This is a genomic window from Pseudomonas sp. WHRI 8519, assembly GCF_040224055.2.
GTDB lineage: Bacteria > Pseudomonadota > Gammaproteobacteria > Pseudomonadales > Pseudomonadaceae > Aquipseudomonas > Aquipseudomonas putida_X.
The window spans coordinates 4,733,472-4,747,878 of the sequence record NZ_CP167996.1; the positions used below are offsets into that span (position 1 = coordinate 4,733,472).

Below are 14,407 nucleotides of genomic sequence, written 5' to 3' on the forward strand. Positions count from 1 at the left end.
CACCTGCGCCAATGTTCCGTTTTCACCGTTCGAGGCAGGCATAACCTGCTGAATTTCCCCCGGCGCCCAGACGAATGTTGCGTGCACCTCTGACATGCTTGAGGCCCCTCCAGCTACCCAGGAAGCGAGCACCATGACACTGCTCTTCAAAGTCGACCCAGACCGAGGCCGGGCCTGGAAAGCCCTGTTCGCCGAACACGCGCCGGATATCGAAGTACGGCTCTGGCCGGAGGTCGGCGAACCCACGGATATCCGCTACCTTGCCACGTGGCAACCGCCGGAAGGTATCGCCGAGCGTTTTCCCAACCTTGAGGTGCTGTTCGCGACGTCGGCAGGCGTCGATCAATTCGACACCACTGCACTGCCATCGAGCGTACAGATCGTGCGGATGCTTGATCCCGGTATCGTCGAGGGCATCGTCGAGTACGCGACGATGGCGGTACTGGCACTGCACCGAGACTTGCCGCGTTATCTTCAACAGCAGCGTGAGGGGCGATGGCAAGTGCAGCAAAATGTGCCAGCCCGGCAGCGCAGCGTTGGCGTGATGGGGCTGGGTAATCTGGGCCAGGCGGTACTGCGCCGATTGCAAGGTTTTGGCTTTGCCTTGCGGGGATGGTCGCGCACATTGAAACAGTTGGAGGGGGTAGCTTGCCATGCAGGTGACGCTGGCTTAGCGGACTTTCTCGACGGTTGTGAAATTCTGATCTGCCTGCTTCCGCTTACCCCACACACCACCGCGATCCTCGATGCCGACCTGTTCGCCGCCCTGCCGCGGGGCGCCAGCATTATCAACCTCGGACGCGGTGCTCACCTGGTAGAGGAAGACTTGATCCAGGCACTGGACAGCGGTCACCTGCGCCAAGCGATTGTGGATGTGCTGGTCCATGAGCCACCGCAGGCGGAACATAAACTCATGCGACATCCCAATGTGTGGGTGACTCCGCACATTGGTGCAGTGACCCAGCCAGAATCAGCATTCTGGGTATTGCTGGATAACCTGCGCAACTACCAGCATGGGCAACCGATGCTTGGGGAAGTAGCCCCGGGAAGGGGTTACTGACGGTGCTTACTGTGGAGCAATCTGCAACTTCAGTGCATCGGTGGTACGCCGTGATGCCTCTGCACTGACTTGCTCGGCCAACAGCCGACTCACATGGCGCAGTTGTTGCGGCGTGACTCCAGTATTGATCGCAATGCCAATAGGGGCCTGGAGCTGAGGCGCCCCCCTCCAGCGCCGAAAGATAATGCACCGCTTTATCCAGCTGTGTCTTGCTAATGCGGCTTGCTACGTAGCAAGCATTTGAAATTTATCCGGTGTTGCCGCATAAATGGACGCACCTATGTCATTACTCTTGAGAGTCCTTGTAGGACGGTGGCGCGGATGACCTCATATTCATGTTTACTGGAACTGCCGTCAGTGCAGACTTACCAAGCACTACGGAGGGGCTCCGGCCTTAGCGGCAAGACGGATGAAGCCTCTGAACGAGGCCTGCCCAATACGCTCTTCGCCGTTCAGATCCTTTATGGGACGGTACCCGTGGGAATGGGGCGCGTAATCGGTGACGGAGGATGCTTCTTCCAAGTTGTGGATATAGCCGTCCTTCCCGCGCATCAAGGCAAAGGCTTAGGAAAACGAATCATGGCTGAAGTTATTAAATACATTCAAGCCAACGTCCCTGAAAGTGGGTACGTCAGCCTTATTGCGGATGGCCAAGCACAAGACCTTTACGCACAGTTTGGTTTCATTCACACGGCACCACGTTCTGTAGGTATGGCTTACAGTTTCCCACCTAAGCCTACCGGTCTCACAGCTTGATGCGATGAACACAGGCTGGCGGTGACAAAGCATTGCGCCAGTTACAGGTATTCCTGGACGATACAGGCCCGGAATGCGTTGGTGAAAGGGCTTCCGCGACGTATGAAATGCTGAAGCCAAGAGCAATCCCGTCCGCTCTCATGGCCAAGGCTGCTCAGGTGCACGCTGGCTTGCTTACAAGTGGGGTGGACGCGGATGATTTTTTCCTGGAGCACTTCGACTTGCTGCAAAGCGTTCTTGCCAACGCTTCAATGGGAGTTGGTGCAGTCGGTGACGGCTGGAGCAGGCATCTGCAAAATATCAAGGACACACTTGAGGAGATCGAGAAATTACATCGCGATTACCTCGGCTCTGGCACCTTGAGTGCCCGCGACGCGTTTTATACCAAGCGCACCGCTTTGTTCATGAAGCTCGAAAAGCAGTTGGGAAACTTCGCCGCGTACGGTTCAGGGTTACGTAACCAAGGAAAGGTCAAGCAGGCATTTGGCATCTCGACCCGCAGCTACCTCCATACAGGCGAGATCGCCGGCTATGCCGATAAGGTATCTGGTGTTGCCAAAGCGTCGAATCTGGTCAAGAAAGGCACGTATATCGGTACTGCGCTGGATGTGGCTGCCACAGGCTTGTCGATTCATAAAGCCTGCACAATGGGCCGGGAGGAGCAGTGCCGCCGCGCCAAATATGTTGAAAGCTCGGCGTTGATAGGTGGCCTGGGAGGCGGCAGCCTCGGGGGGGGCTGCGGGAGGTATGGCAGGGACTGGTGTTTGTGTAGTCGTCCTGGGGATTAGTACAGGCGGCCCAGGAGCGCTGGCTTGTGCTGTAATAGGCGGTGCAGTAGGCGGTAAAATCGCCGGTGACTTCGGGAGCGAGAGAGGCGAAAAGGTGGGTGAATTTTTATATCGTGAGGTATCGGAGTGAGTGGAGTTGACCCTGGATTGATTGCGCTGTTGATCCTTGCGCCCATAATTCTGTTGATGATCGTGCTGTGTTACATCGCACATAAGCACACTGAGTACTTTGAGTCGTTTCTTCCGAACTGTACGTACGTGACCGGCAATAAAAAAATATTCCAGCATGCAGGCTTACTGGGCAAAGTCATGCGCACGGGGTCGATCTCTCTGGTGCTGGCGATACCGACAATCTTTTTGCGCAGAGGCTTAATTGACTTAAATGAAGTCAAACGTTTCCCGCCCAACATGAAACGATTACTGGTAAGCATGTTAGCCATCCAAATCGTACTGCTCATTGCGCTTACCATTTCCCATTATGCAGATCGCTGAAAATAATTGACTGGCATTATCGGGACGATGGCCAGATAGATGGCCTCGTCCCAGCTGGCCAACTTTAATCATTTTAAGTCCTAGTTAGAAGTGTACAAAATTGCTTGTAGATGAGCTGACTATACTTTTAAGGCGTCGTTCGTGATACCTCTGGTGGTAAGGACTGATCTTCGCCCCCATCTCCCCTGCCCCTCCCAGCTGTCTAATGTCCACACAAACAACCAGCAAAAATTGCCGCGCGCTTCGGGGAGCCCCTTGCTCAAGAACGCTGCGTCGAGCAGTAAGGGGCGCTGCAAGCACCGCATGCCCAGATCAAACCTCATAGCGAAAACACTGCATATCCAAATAACTATTTCCTGGCGCGATCTTCGGGCTGCGGTTGCTATCGTTTATTGAAGCGAAGCCACACGGCGAAAAAACGCCTCGACGTGATCTCGCTGAACGCAAGACCATGTGAGTCGTGACATGACTGGTCTCTCCCCTGTGCAAGCTCCCAGAAGATTGTTTCGACCCTACCGCGTTGATGGACATGGTGCCATCTGCCAACGTTGTCTGGTCGCATAGGTGGAGTTGAAACCTCAGCTATAACTGCTGCATTTTTGAATGCATGCCGGAGTCGGTAGAACCGATAGTCGCCGAAAAACGATGACCCGCATCAGCTATGAAGCTGTTTTGCATAGGATAAATGCTTGACCCATGCGGGCAGGCAGGATGTGAGCAAAACAATGTGCCTAGTCAGGCTGGACCAACGAAAAAGCCCGCAAACCAATGAAGGTTGCGGGCTTTATCATATTTACGTCACGGTGAAGCGCGCCTGTTGCTCGCTCCATTCGGTTGAAAGACTAGAAAGCTGGCTGATACAAGCCCCTCTCCAGCACTCACGAACCGCTTTGCATATGGTGGGTCGTGTAGGATTCGAACCTACGACCAATTGGTTAAAAGCCAACTGCTCTACCAACTGAGCTAACGACCCGTTGGATGGCGCGTATAATACTGATTTCTAACGAGAAATCAACACCCCATCAAAACTTTTTTCAAAAATAACGGGTTGGGTCGTCTACACCGGCAGCCTTGAAGCCATCGGCGCGCAGGCGACAGCTGTCGCACTTGCCACAGGCACGCCCGTCATCGTCGGCCTGGTAGCAGGACACTGTCAGGCTGTAGTCCACACCACGGGCCATACCGGCCTGTACGATCTGCGCCTTGCTCATGTTCTGCAGTGGCGCCTGGATGCGGAAGCCCTGCCCCTCGACACCGGCCTTGGTAGCGAGGTTGGCCATGCGCTCGAACGCTTCGACGAACTCAGGTCGGCAATCGGGGTAGCCCGAGTAGTCCACGGCATTGACACCGATGAAGATGTCGCGCGCCTGCAGCACTTCTGCCCAGCCCAGGGCCAAGGACAGGAACACGGTATTGCGCGCCGGCACGTAGGTCACCGGAATGCCCTCGCCCGGGGCTTCCGGTACATCGATGCTGCTGTCGGTCAGCGCCGAACCACCTATGCCATCAAGGTTCAAGCCGATGACTTTGTGCTCGACCACGCCAAGGTCACTGGCGACCCGCGCCGCAGCGTTCAATTCAGCCCGATGGCGCTGGCCATAATCGAAACTCATGGTGTAGCAGCTGTAGCCTTCAGCTTTGGCCATGGCGACGACAGTGGCCGAGTCCAGGCCGCCGGACAGCAGGATTACTGCGCGTTTCTCAGTCATGTGCTTTTGCTCCTAATCAACGTCCGGGTTCGTCGTTCCACAGCAGCTTGTGCAGCTGCAGCTGGAAACGCACGGGCAGGTTGTCGGCAACGATCCAGTCGGCCAGATCACTGGCCTTCACCTGGTGATGGCTTGGCGAAAACAGCACCTCACCGGCTCGCTCGGCGAGGTTGTACTGAATCAGCTTGGACACCGCCCAGTCATAGTCTTCGCGCGAGCAGATGACGAACTTGACCTGGTCATTGCGGGTCAGGTGCTCGATGTTTTCGTAGAGGTTGCGGTGGGACTCTTCGGAGCCCGGGGTCTTGAGGTCCACCACGCGGCTGACGCGCACATCGGTAGCCGAGATATCCAGGGCACCACTGGTTTCCAGCGAAACCTCATAGCCCGCATCACACAGACGCTGCAGCAGCGGCAAGGCATTTGGCTGAGCCAGGGGTTCGCCGCCGGTTACGCAGACGTAACGTGGCTTGAAGCCGGCCACCTGCTCCATGATCGAATCGAGGCTACGCACAGTACCGCCACTGAAGGCGTAGGCACTGTCGCAATATTGACAGCGCAGGGGGCAACCGGTCAGGCGCACGAATACCGTGGGCAGCCCAGCCGTGCGTGTTTCACCCTGCAAAGAGTAAAAGATTTCGGTGATGCGTAATGTGTCTTGCATGATCGCCACGGGCGTGACAGCTAAACAGGCTGTCCGCCTCCGTCAGGCACTGTCGCGGACTCGACATGGCGTTATCCGCAGCAGCGTGTTTAAGAAAAAGGGCGCTGATTCTAACGAAAAAACCCGCGACTGGCGCGGGTTTCTTTTGAACGGTGTTACTTAGAGCTTCTGCAGGTCACGCTGCGCCAGCTGTGCGGCGGAGGTGCCGGGGTACTGGGTAATGACTTGCTGCAGGATGCCCTTGACCTTGTCGGTATGGCCCATGCGGCGCTCGACGTCGGCCAGCTTGTACAGGGAGTCCGGTACCTTGCTGTGCTTGGGATACTTCTGGCTGACCTGGGCAAAAGCCTGGCTGGCACTTTGCAGGTCACCCTTGGCCAGGTTCACCTCACCCAACCAGTACTGGGCGTTGCCTGCGTACTGGCTGTTCGGGTACTTGCGCAGGAAGGCGGCGAACGCCTGGCTGGCCTTGTCGAAGTCCTTCTGCTTGATCAGGTCGAAAGCCGCATCGTAATAGAGCTTTTCTTTCGCCGGATCACCCGGCTCGCTGTTGGCGGCCGGCTGCTGTGCAGCAGCGCCAGCGGCGCCTGCTGCTGCACCGGCGGCGGCATCGGGTGCACTACCGGTGGAGGAATTATCGGGGGTCGCGGCAGGCGCGCCACCACTGTTGATGCGGCGGTCCAGATCCTGGTAACGCTCCAGGCTTTCCTGCTTCATGCGGGCGACATCGTTTTGCAGCTCTTCGATGATGCCTTGCTGGCGGGATATCTGGTCCTGCATCTGTTGCAGCTGCATGAACAGCTGGCCCTGTGCTGAGGCAGGGGTCGAAGCCCCTGCCCCGGCATAGGCGCCGCTCGTGCCATAACCCGAAGGTGGATAAGCACCTGCGTTGTCATCTACTACAGGAACCGCAGCCCACGCCGAAAGCGGAAGGCTGAGTGCGAGGACGGTCACAGCACGACGGCACATACGCATAAGAACTTACTTACGCAGTTCTACGCGGCGGTTCTGAGCCCAGGACTGCTCGTCGTTGCCGGTGGCAACTGGACGCTCTTCGCCGTAGGAAACCAGTTCCAGCTGAGCAGGGGAAACGCCCTGCAGAACCAGGTAGCGCTGAACGGCCTTGGCACGACGCTCGCCCAGAGCCATGTTGTACTCGCGAGTACCGCGCTCGTCGGTGTTGCCTTCCAGAACAACGCGGTTGCCGTTGGCCTTCAGGTCCTTGGCGTGAACGTCCAGAGCGCGCATGGCTTCTGGCTTCAGGTCCGAGCTGTCGTATTCGAAGTAGAAGGTGGTGATTGCGCGCAGGGCGGCTTCTTCGCTCAGGGAACCGTCAACAGCGCCAGTGTTGGCACCGTAGCCAGCGTTAGGATCGACAGCGCCTTCGCCAGCGTTGTCACCGCCCTTCGAGGAGCAACCTACAGCTACAGCCATGGCCAGAGCCAGCGCAGCAAATTTACCAAACTTCAGCATTTCCATCGTGAAACTCCTAATGAAACCCCAGTGTGTTAAGCAAAACGTATTACGCCGCAATCAGTTCAGGTAAGGGGACCAGGACGGTTCTCTGACTTCGCCTTGAGCGGTAGGAAGTGGGAGCCTCACGCGGCCATTAAGCGACACGAGCATCAAGACTCCCCGGCCCTGCTGGCGGGTGGCGTAGATTAGCATGGTGCCGTTTGGCGCAACAGTGGGAGACTCATCAAGACTTGTTTCCGAGAGAATCTTTACACTTCCTCTTTGCAAGTCTTGCGCCGCCACTTTGAAGTTGGTGAAACCCTGCTGACGATGGATCATTACCAACGTCTTTTCATCCGCCGAAAGCTTCGGGTTGGCGTTGTAGTTACCAACGAACGTCACACGCTCGGCGCTGCCGCCACTGACCGACTGTTTGTAGATCTGCGGCTTGCCGCCACGGTCGGAGGTGAAATACAGGGTGTTGCCATCCTTGCCCCAGAACGGCTCGGTATTGATACCTGGGCCGGCAGTGACACGGCTGATCTGGCGCGAAGCCACGTTCATCACGTAGATGTCCGGGTTACCGTCCTTGGACAGCACGAACGCCAGGCGCGAACCATCCGGCGACCAGGCAGGCGCGCCGTTGAGGCCTTCGAAGTTGGTCACCTGTTCACGGCGGCCTGTGTCGATGTGCTGGATGAAAATGCGCGGACGCTTCTGCTCGAACGAGACATAGGCGATACGCTTGCCATCCGGGGCGAAACGCGGCGACAGGATAGGCTCACGCGACTGCAGCAACGTCACTGCACGCGCACCGTCGTAGTCCGAACGCTGCAGGGTGTAGCGGGTATTGTTGGTCGAGAAGCGCTCGGCGGTCACGTACAGCATGCGGGTGGAAAACGCACCCTTGATACCGGTGAGCTTCTCGAACGACTGGTCGGCAATGTAGTGCGACATGTCGCGCAGCTGGTCGACGCTGCCGGCAACGCTGCCGGTCAGCACTTGCTGCTCGGTGGCGACGTTGAACAGCGCGTACTGCACCTGCAGGCGGCCGCCCGACGGTACGATGCTGCCGACCATCACGTACTGGGCGCCCAGGGCTTTCCAGTCACGGAAGATCACTTCGCTGGCCTGGGTAGGCTGGCTGATCATGTTCTGCCGCGGGATGGGCGCGTAGTAGCCGGAGTTGCGCAGGTCATTACCAATGATATCGGCCATGTCTTCCGGCAGCACACTGCCACCCTGCAGACCGAACGGCACTACCGCGATAGGCGTTGCCCGATCGCTGCCGCTGGTGACCAGGATGTTCTTTTCCTCTGCCATGGCCATGCCTGCCACGCAGCACAGCATGACCAGCAGTCCTCGAAGGAGTTTAATCACAACGCTAGATCCTCAGGTGTAAATGTCATCTTGAACGAACGATACGGATTGAACTCGTTCGGCTTCAAGCCCTGCATTTCGGTCAGACGACCGATGTTCTTGACCGCTGCCACCGCCGAACTGTCGAACGGGCCGTCACCACTGGAGCGCGATACGCTGACATTGGTGATGGTGCCATCGGGCAGCATGTTGATCTGCAGGACTACCGTCATGCCCTTGCGCGCTGAAGGGGGACGCGCCCAACCTTCGGCCGCTCGCATGCGGATCAGGTCGTCGAAATCGCCGGCCACCTGGTCGCCCTGCTCGTCGGCCAGCGCCTGCTGCCGCTCGGTGGAATCAGACAACAGCTCGGCCAGGGCCTGGGCTTTCTTGTCTTCTGCCGCCTTGCGGGCCGCTTCCTGTGCCTTTTTCTTCTGGGCATCTGCAGCGGCCTTTTTCTTGGCCTCTTCAGCTGCCTTCTTCTTCGCTTCCTCAGCCGCCGCTTTTTTCTTGGCGTCCTCGGCTGCTTTCTTCTTGGCCTCCTCGGCTGCCTTCTTCTTGGCATCCTCGGCGGCTTGTTTCTTCGCCTCTTCGGCAGCCTGCTTCTTGGCCTCTTCCTCAGCCTTTTTCTTGGCGATGTCGGCCTGCTGCTTTTCAGCGGCCTTTTTCGCCTCGTCGGCCTTTTTGGCTTCGGCGGCTTTCTTGGCTTCGGCGGCCTTGGCAGCGTCTTCTGCCTTCTTCGCCTCAGCAGCTTCGCGAGCCTCTTCGGCCTTTTGAGCGGCATCGGCTTTCTTTTGTTCCGCGGCCTTCACGGCTTCCTGCTCGACCTTCTTCTGCTCCAGCTGCTCGACTTCGGTCTGACGCGCGGCGGTTTTCTTCGCTTCCCCGGCAATCTTCTGATTGGTCTGGGTGGTCGCCTGGCTCTTGGACTTGAGCTGATACAGCGTAGCCTGAACGATCGGCTTGGAAGGCGGCAATTCTGGCGTCATGGCAAAACTGACGAACAGCAATGCGAACACAAGCACATGCAGGCCGATGGCCCAGACACTGGGCCAGAAGTAGCTTTCCGAGGCGGATGGCTCTCGCTGTTGCATCAGGGCGCCTCGGTAATCAGGCCAACGTTACCGACACCGGCCTTCTGCAACCCGCCCATGGCACCCATGACCGCGCCGTAGTCGACAGCCTTGTCGCCACGAATGAAGACCTGGGTCTGCTTGCCCTGGTCGCGACCGGCGGCAATGATCTTGGTCACTGCACTGGTCATTTCGGGCAAGGTCATGGCCTTGTCCATCTGCTTGTCGGTATCGACTTCGCTGCCCAGGTTCCAGTAATACGTCTTGTCGGCTTTGATGGAGATGGTCAGGATCTGGACATTGTTGTCCTGCGGCAAGGCTTCGCTGGAAACCTTGGGCAGGTCGACCTTCACGCCCTGATTGAGCATGGGAGCCGTCACCATGAAGATGACCAGCAGCACCAGCATCACGTCGATGTAGGGCACCACGTTCATCTCGGCGACCGGCTTGCGTTTGTGGCGAACTCGGGCCATGGGTTTGTACCTGATTACTCTTCGCTGGTGTGCACTTTGCGGTGCAGGATCGCCTGGAACTCGTCGGCGAAGGTGTAGTAACGACCGATCAGCACTTCGCTGCGTGCGGCGAAACGGTTGTAGGCGATAACCGCCGGGATTGCCGCGAACAGACCGATGGCGGTAGCGATCAGCGCTTCGGCGATACCCGGGGCCACGGTGGCCAGGGTCGCCTGCTGGGCGCTGGCCAGGCCGCGGAAGGAGTTCATGATGCCCCACACGGTACCGAACAGACCGATGTATGGGCTGGTGGAACCGACAGTGGCGAGGAACGGCAAGCTCTGCTCGAGTTTTTCTTCCTCACGCGAGATGGCTACGCGCATGGCCCGGCCAACGCCTTCCATGACCGCGTCGGGGTCCACACCCGGCTGCTGGCGCAGGCGAGAGAACTCCTTGAAGCCGGCACGGAACACTTGCTCAACGCCCGAATCCGGGTCCGGGTTGCTGCCTGCCTGACGGTACAGCTTGGACAGGTCGATACCCGACCAGAAGCGTTCCTCGAAGGCATCCAGCGCACGACGACCGGCGCGCAGCATGGTGCTGCGCTGGAAGATCATGATCCATGAGGTGACCGAGGCGGCCACCAGGGTCAGCATTACCAGCTGTACCACCACGCTGGCATTGCTGACCAGACTCCACATGGAGGTATGGTCGACGACGTTAGCTTCCACGCTTATTCTCCTGCATTCGATTGAGTACCCGAGCCGTCCGCCACAAAGGCGTCGCGCAGCTTGGGGGGTATGGCTCGGGGTTTGAAAGTGTCGGCGCGCACGGCGGCCACCAGGAACTGCCCTTCGCAGAGCAGCGTTTCATCCTTTTCCCGCCAGACCTGCTGCACGAAACGCAGGCTGGCGCGATTGAGTTCAAGTACTTGCGCGGTCACTCGAAGTTCGTCGTCCAGGCGCGCCGGCGCGTGATAGCGCGCTTCGCTCGAATGGACCACGAACAACAGGTTCTCACCGGCCAGTTGCTGCTGGGAAAAACCCAGGTGCCGCAGGCGCTCGGTCCGCGCGCGCTCCATGAATTTCAGGTAGTTGACGTAATACACCACGCCACCGGCATCGGTATCTTCGTAATAGACGCGACAGCGGTGAGCGAAAGGTTCCAGGCCATTTTGCGCGCGCATACTCTAGTGCTTACTCCTCAGCTTGCCAATCCGCTGCAGCAACTGTTTTTTCTTCATTAATGTCGTATTGCCAGCGCACCCGAGGCATGCCAGCGGTAGGACCACGAAAAGCGGGTTTCGATCTGTCATTCATCGCCTGCTTCGGAAAATTCTGCCCCCTCACCCAAGCGCCCGGGAACATTCAGGCCAAAGTGCAGGTAGGCATGGCGGGTGACCACGCGCCCGCGTGGCGTGCGCATGATGTAACCCTGCTGAATCAGATAAGGTTCGAGCACATCCTCGATGGTATGACGCTCTTCGCTGATCGCTGCCGCCAGGTTATCCACGCCCACCGGGCCGCCATCGAACTTTTCGATCATGGTCAGCAGCAGGCGGCGGTCGGAATGGTCGAAGCCACGCTCGTCGACGTCCAGCAGGTTGAGCGCCATGTCGGCCACCGCCTTGGTGATCTGCCCCTTGCCGCGCACCTCGGCATAGTCACGCACGCGGCGCAGCAAGCGGTTGGCGATACGCGGCGTGCCGCGGGCACGGCGGGCGATCTCGTAAGCCCCCTGGTCCTCGATGACCAGCCCCAGAATATTGGCCGAACGGCTGACGATGGTCGCCAGGTCCTTGTCGCTGTAGAACTCGAGGCGCTGGACGATCCCGAAGCGATCGCGCAGCGGGTTGGTGAGCATGCCGGCGCGGGTCGTGGCCCCCACAAGGGTGAAGGGCGGCAGGTCCAGCTTGATCGAGCGGGCAGCCGGGCCTTCGCCGATCATGATATCGAGCTGGAAGTCCTCCATGGCCGGATACAGCACCTCCTCGACCACCGGCGACAGCCGGTGAATCTCGTCGATGAACAGTACGTCATGCGGTTCGAGGTTGGTCAGCATGGCCGCCAGGTCGCCCGGGCGCTCGAGAATCGGCCCTGAGGTACTCTTGACCGATACGCCCATTTCCTGGGCGATGATATTGGCCAAGGTGGTCTTGCCCAGGCCTGGCGGACCGAAGATAAGCGTGTGGTCGAGCGATTCGTTGCGACCGCGGGCAGCCTGGATGAACAGCGCCATCTGCTCGCGCACCACCGGCTGGCCGATGTATTCGTCCAGGCGCAGCGGGCGGATGGCACGGTCCTGGACTTCTTCGCGGTCGCGGCCACTGGCGGCAATCAGGCGGTCGGCTTCGATCACTTGGTAATCATCCCTTTGAGGCTGCGACGGATCAGCTCCTCACTGCTCAGCCCGGCCTTGTCCTTGATCGCGGACACTGCCTTGCTGGCTTCCTGCGGCTTGTAGCCCAAAGAAACCAGGGCGCTGACGGCATCGGCCTCGGCGCTGGAGGCGCTGCTGACCGGCACCGGCCCATCCGAAACAAGCGTGAACATGGCCGGTGAGGTTTCCCAGGCCTTGAAGCGGTCTTTGAGCTCGACCAGCAAGCGCTCGGCGGTCTTCTTGCCCACACCAGGCACACGCACCAGCGCCGAGGTGTCCTGGGCCTGGACGCAACGCACCAGTTCGTCAGCCTCAAGGCCCGACATCAAGGCCAGCGCCAGCTTCGGGCCCACGCCATTGAGGCGGATGAGCTCGCGGAACAGTTCGCGCTCGCGCTTTTCATGAAAGCCATAGAGCAGGTGGGCATCTTCGCGCACCACCAGATGGGTATGCACGGTGACCGTTTCGCCGACTTTCGGCAGGCGGTACAGGGTGGTCATGGGCACTTCAAGCTCATAACCCACGCCATTGACGTCGATAATCAGGTGCGGCGGTTGCTTTTCCGCCAGGGTGCCGCGCAAACGTCCAATCACGTTTCGATCCTTCCTCTCGGGGAGCCGATCAAAGACCGCTCAACCCTATCAGCAAATACGTCGGGTGAACGTGCCACCCTGACAAAATGTGTATCAGCTCATGAAGCAGCTACAGACGCAAGCGCCCACCGCGCCGCCGCGCCGTGGCCAGGCCGTGCGGCACCAGGCTGGAACGGGTATGGGCATGGCACAGGGCAATCGCCAGGGCATCAGAGGCATCGATCTGTGGTTTCTGGGTCAGCTTGAGCAGGTGCATGACCATCAGCATCACCTGCTCCTTGTTAGCCCCGCCAGTACCGGCCACGGCCTGTTTGACCTGAGTCGCGCTGTATTCGGCGATTTCCAGGCCGGCCTCGGCGGCGGCGACGATGGCCGCGCCGCGTGCCTGGCCAAGTTTGAGGGCCGAATCAGGGTTGCGCGCCATGAACACGCGCTCGATACCCATGGTCACGGGGCCATGTTGGGCAATGATTTCACTGACACCGCGAAAAACGATCTGCAGGCGCTCGTGCAGCTCGCCGCTGCCGGTTCGGATACAACCCGACGCCACGTACTCGCAACCACGGGCAGTCTGGCGCACAACGCCATAACCGGTGATGCGCGAGCCGGGGTCGATACCAAGAATCAGAGTCATAACGCCTTTCGTGTAGGGGGGGCTTGAAAGCCTGAGCTCAATTCAAGGCTATTGGGCCGCTGCGCAGCCCATCACCGGCAAGCCTGCTCCCACAGATGCAGCGCAACGCTTGAGGGGTGCGCTTGACTACAGGAGCAGGCCTGCCGGCGATGGGCCGCCCAGCGGCCCCAATTACAACCTTGCTGGCGACACCTTAGCCGAGTTTTTCCATGATCTCGTCGGAAATCTGTGCATTGGAATAGACGTTCTGCACATCATCCAGGTCTTCGAGCATGTCGATCAGCTTGAGCACTTTCTCCGCGCCCTCCTGATCCAGCTCGGCACTGGTGGTCGGCTGCATGACGATTTCCGCGTCTGCGGCCTTGAAGCCGGCTTCTTCCAAGGCGTTACGCACGGCATAGAAGCTGTTGAACGAGGTGAACACCTCGAACGAGCCATCTTCGTTGGCCACCACATCGTCGGCGTCGGCTTCCATGGCGGCTTCCATCAGCGCATCTTCGTCCACGCCCGGCGCAAAGCTGATCTGCCCCTTGCGCTCGAACAGGTAGGCCACCGAGCCATCGGTACCAAGGTTGCCGCCACACTTGGTGAAGGCATGCCGCACAGCGGCTGCGGTACGGTTGCGGTTGTCGGTCATGGCCTCGACCATGATCGCCACCCCGCCCGGGCCGTAACCCTCGTAGCTCAGCTCTTCAACGTTATCGCTTTCGTTGGTACCGGCACCACGGGCCACAGCGCGATCGATGATATCGCGGCTCATGTTGGCACCCAGGGCCTTGTCCAGCGCCAGGCGCAAGCGCGGGTTGGAAGCCGGATCACCACCACCCTGCTTGGCAGCGACGGTCAGCTCACGGATCCACTTGGTGAAGATCTTGCCTCTCTTGGCATCCTGGCGCTCTTTGCGGTGCTTGATGTTCGCCCACTTGGAATGACCAGCCATAACGACTCCAAACTCTTGAAACACAAACAATTGCGCCCCCGAGAGGGGCGCAA

The 14,407-nt window shown here is 59.0% G+C and carries 16 protein-coding genes, 1 tRNA gene and 1 pseudogene; 4 read left to right on the top strand and 14 right to left on the bottom strand.

The window, feature by feature from the left end; genetic code table 11:
- Window positions 1-133: 133 nt before the first annotated feature.
- From ABRP30_RS21570 to ABRP30_RS21585, 4 genes and pseudogenes are all read left to right on the top strand, one after another.
- A complete protein-coding gene (locus ABRP30_RS21570) occupies window positions 134-1,060 on the top strand; it encodes a glyoxylate/hydroxypyruvate reductase A (protein WP_349974722.1) in 927 nt (308 codons plus the stop codon).
- Between the two features lie 483 nt (window positions 1,061-1,543).
- The gene (locus ABRP30_RS21575; protein ID WP_372490504.1) at window positions 1,544-1,816 is read left to right on the top strand and encodes a GNAT family N-acetyltransferase; all 273 of its coding nucleotides are present in this window, start codon (window positions 1,544-1,546) and stop codon (window positions 1,814-1,816) included.
- 137 nt (window positions 1,817-1,953) lie between these two features.
- A pseudogene (locus ABRP30_RS21580) lies at window positions 1,954-2,734 on the top strand (hypothetical protein); the annotation flags it as partial.
- On the top strand, window positions 2,731-3,096 hold the full coding sequence (locus ABRP30_RS21585) for a hypothetical protein (RefSeq protein ID WP_349974723.1): 366 nt from the start codon (window positions 2,731-2,733) through the stop codon (window positions 3,094-3,096). The pseudogene ABRP30_RS21580 and the gene ABRP30_RS21585, both read left to right, overlap by 4 nt.
- 897 nt (window positions 3,097-3,993) lie before the next feature.
- Here the strand turns inward: ABRP30_RS21585 and ABRP30_RS21590 are convergent.
- The 14 genes from ABRP30_RS21590 to ABRP30_RS21655 form a co-directional block, all read right to left on the bottom strand.
- A tRNA-Lys gene (locus ABRP30_RS21590) sits at window positions 3,994-4,069 on the bottom strand.
- Between the two features lie 61 nt (window positions 4,070-4,130).
- The gene (gene queC, locus ABRP30_RS21595) at window positions 4,131-4,805 is read right to left on the bottom strand and encodes a 7-cyano-7-deazaguanine synthase QueC (protein ID WP_241805977.1); all 675 of its coding nucleotides are present in this window, start codon (window positions 4,803-4,805) and stop codon (window positions 4,131-4,133) included.
- 16 nt (window positions 4,806-4,821) lie between these two features.
- Window positions 4,822-5,469 carry a 7-carboxy-7-deazaguanine synthase QueE gene (queE, locus tag ABRP30_RS21600; RefSeq protein ID WP_267818129.1) on the bottom strand — a complete coding sequence of 216 codons (648 nt, stop codon included), beginning with the start codon at window positions 5,467-5,469 and terminating at the stop codon, window positions 4,822-4,824.
- A 159-nt stretch (window positions 5,470-5,628) separates the two neighbouring features.
- Window positions 5,629-6,444 (bottom strand): tol-pal system protein YbgF, encoded by an 816-nt coding sequence (gene ybgF / locus ABRP30_RS21605; protein ID WP_349974724.1) that lies wholly within the window; start codon window positions 6,442-6,444, stop codon window positions 5,629-5,631.
- A 6-nt stretch (window positions 6,445-6,450) separates the two neighbouring features.
- The gene (gene pal, locus ABRP30_RS21610; RefSeq protein ID WP_023381906.1) at window positions 6,451-6,948 is read right to left on the bottom strand and encodes a peptidoglycan-associated lipoprotein Pal; all 498 of its coding nucleotides are present in this window, start codon (window positions 6,946-6,948) and stop codon (window positions 6,451-6,453) included.
- Window positions 6,949-7,002: 54 nt separating this feature from the next.
- On the bottom strand, window positions 7,003-8,274 hold the full coding sequence (gene tolB / locus ABRP30_RS21615) for a Tol-Pal system beta propeller repeat protein TolB (RefSeq protein WP_267824068.1): 1,272 nt from the start codon (window positions 8,272-8,274) through the stop codon (window positions 7,003-7,005).
- 26 nt (window positions 8,275-8,300) lie between these two features.
- Window positions 8,301-9,377, bottom strand: coding sequence for a cell envelope integrity protein TolA (gene tolA / locus ABRP30_RS21620; protein WP_241805974.1), 1,077 nt, complete (start codon window positions 9,375-9,377; stop codon window positions 8,301-8,303).
- Entirely contained in the window at window positions 9,377-9,829 is a 453-nt protein-coding gene (tolR, locus tag ABRP30_RS21625) for a protein TolR (RefSeq protein ID WP_012315816.1), read from the bottom strand. Before tolR ends, tolA begins: the two co-directional genes overlap by 1 nt.
- Window positions 9,830-9,843: 14 nt before the next feature.
- Window positions 9,844-10,539, bottom strand: a complete 696-nt coding sequence (tolQ, locus tag ABRP30_RS21630) for a protein TolQ (RefSeq protein WP_010952367.1) — start codon at window positions 10,537-10,539, stop codon at window positions 9,844-9,846.
- Window positions 10,540-10,541: 2 nt separating this feature from the next.
- Window positions 10,542-10,994 carry a tol-pal system-associated acyl-CoA thioesterase gene (gene ybgC, locus ABRP30_RS21635; RefSeq protein ID WP_012315817.1) on the bottom strand — a complete coding sequence of 151 codons (453 nt, stop codon included), beginning with the start codon at window positions 10,992-10,994 and terminating at the stop codon, window positions 10,542-10,544.
- A gap of 125 nt (window positions 10,995-11,119) precedes the next feature.
- Window positions 11,120-12,166: a Holliday junction branch migration DNA helicase RuvB gene (gene ruvB / locus ABRP30_RS21640; RefSeq protein ID WP_241805972.1), complete on the bottom strand. Its 1,047-nt coding sequence runs from the start codon at window positions 12,164-12,166 to the stop codon at window positions 11,120-11,122.
- Window positions 12,163-12,780, bottom strand: coding sequence for a Holliday junction branch migration protein RuvA (gene ruvA / locus ABRP30_RS21645; protein WP_241805971.1), 618 nt, complete (start codon window positions 12,778-12,780; stop codon window positions 12,163-12,165). The genes ruvB and ruvA overlap by 4 nt, the downstream gene beginning before the upstream one ends.
- Before the next feature lie 109 nt (window positions 12,781-12,889).
- On the bottom strand, window positions 12,890-13,414 hold the full coding sequence (ruvC, locus tag ABRP30_RS21650) for a crossover junction endodeoxyribonuclease RuvC (RefSeq protein WP_012315820.1): 525 nt from the start codon (window positions 13,412-13,414) through the stop codon (window positions 12,890-12,892).
- A 193-nt stretch (window positions 13,415-13,607) separates the two neighbouring features.
- Window positions 13,608-14,354 carry a YebC/PmpR family DNA-binding transcriptional regulator gene (locus tag ABRP30_RS21655; protein ID WP_012315821.1) on the bottom strand — a complete coding sequence of 249 codons (747 nt, stop codon included), beginning with the start codon at window positions 14,352-14,354 and terminating at the stop codon, window positions 13,608-13,610.
- Between the last annotated feature and the right edge of the window lie 53 nt (window positions 14,355-14,407).

What these genes read in the sequence shown, in the direction of transcription:
- tolR (WP_012315816.1), bottom strand. Translation starts at nt 9,829, where the DNA reads ATGGCCCGAGTTCGCCACAAACGCAAGCCGGTCGCCGAGATGAACGTG.
- tolA (WP_241805974.1), bottom strand. Translation starts at nt 9,377, where the DNA reads ATGCAACAGCGAGAGCCATCCGCCTCGGAAAGCTACTTCTGGCCCAGT.
- ABRP30_RS21655 (WP_012315821.1), bottom strand. Translation starts at nt 14,354, where the DNA reads ATGGCTGGTCATTCCAAGTGGGCGAACATCAAGCACCGCAAAGAGCGC.
- ybgC (WP_012315817.1), bottom strand. Translation starts at nt 10,994, where the DNA reads ATGCGCGCGCAAAATGGCCTGGAACCTTTCGCTCACCGCTGTCGCGTC.
- queC (WP_241805977.1), bottom strand. Translation starts at nt 4,805, where the DNA reads ATGACTGAGAAACGCGCAGTAATCCTGCTGTCCGGCGGCCTGGACTCG.
- ybgF (WP_349974724.1), bottom strand. Translation starts at nt 6,444, where the DNA reads ATGCGTATGTGCCGTCGTGCTGTGACCGTCCTCGCACTCAGCCTTCCG.
- ABRP30_RS21575 (WP_372490504.1), top strand. Translation starts at nt 1,544, where the DNA reads ATGGGGCGCGTAATCGGTGACGGAGGATGCTTCTTCCAAGTTGTGGAT.
- tolB (WP_267824068.1), bottom strand. Translation starts at nt 8,274, where the DNA reads ATGCTGTGCTGCGTGGCAGGCATGGCCATGGCAGAGGAAAAGAACATC.
- pal (WP_023381906.1), bottom strand. Translation starts at nt 6,948, where the DNA reads ATGGAAATGCTGAAGTTTGGTAAATTTGCTGCGCTGGCTCTGGCCATG.
- queE (WP_267818129.1), bottom strand. Translation starts at nt 5,469, where the DNA reads ATGCAAGACACATTACGCATCACCGAAATCTTTTACTCTTTGCAGGGT.
- ABRP30_RS21570 (WP_349974722.1), top strand. Translation starts at nt 134, where the DNA reads ATGACACTGCTCTTCAAAGTCGACCCAGACCGAGGCCGGGCCTGGAAA.
- ruvC (WP_012315820.1), bottom strand. Translation starts at nt 13,414, where the DNA reads ATGACTCTGATTCTTGGTATCGACCCCGGCTCGCGCATCACCGGTTAT.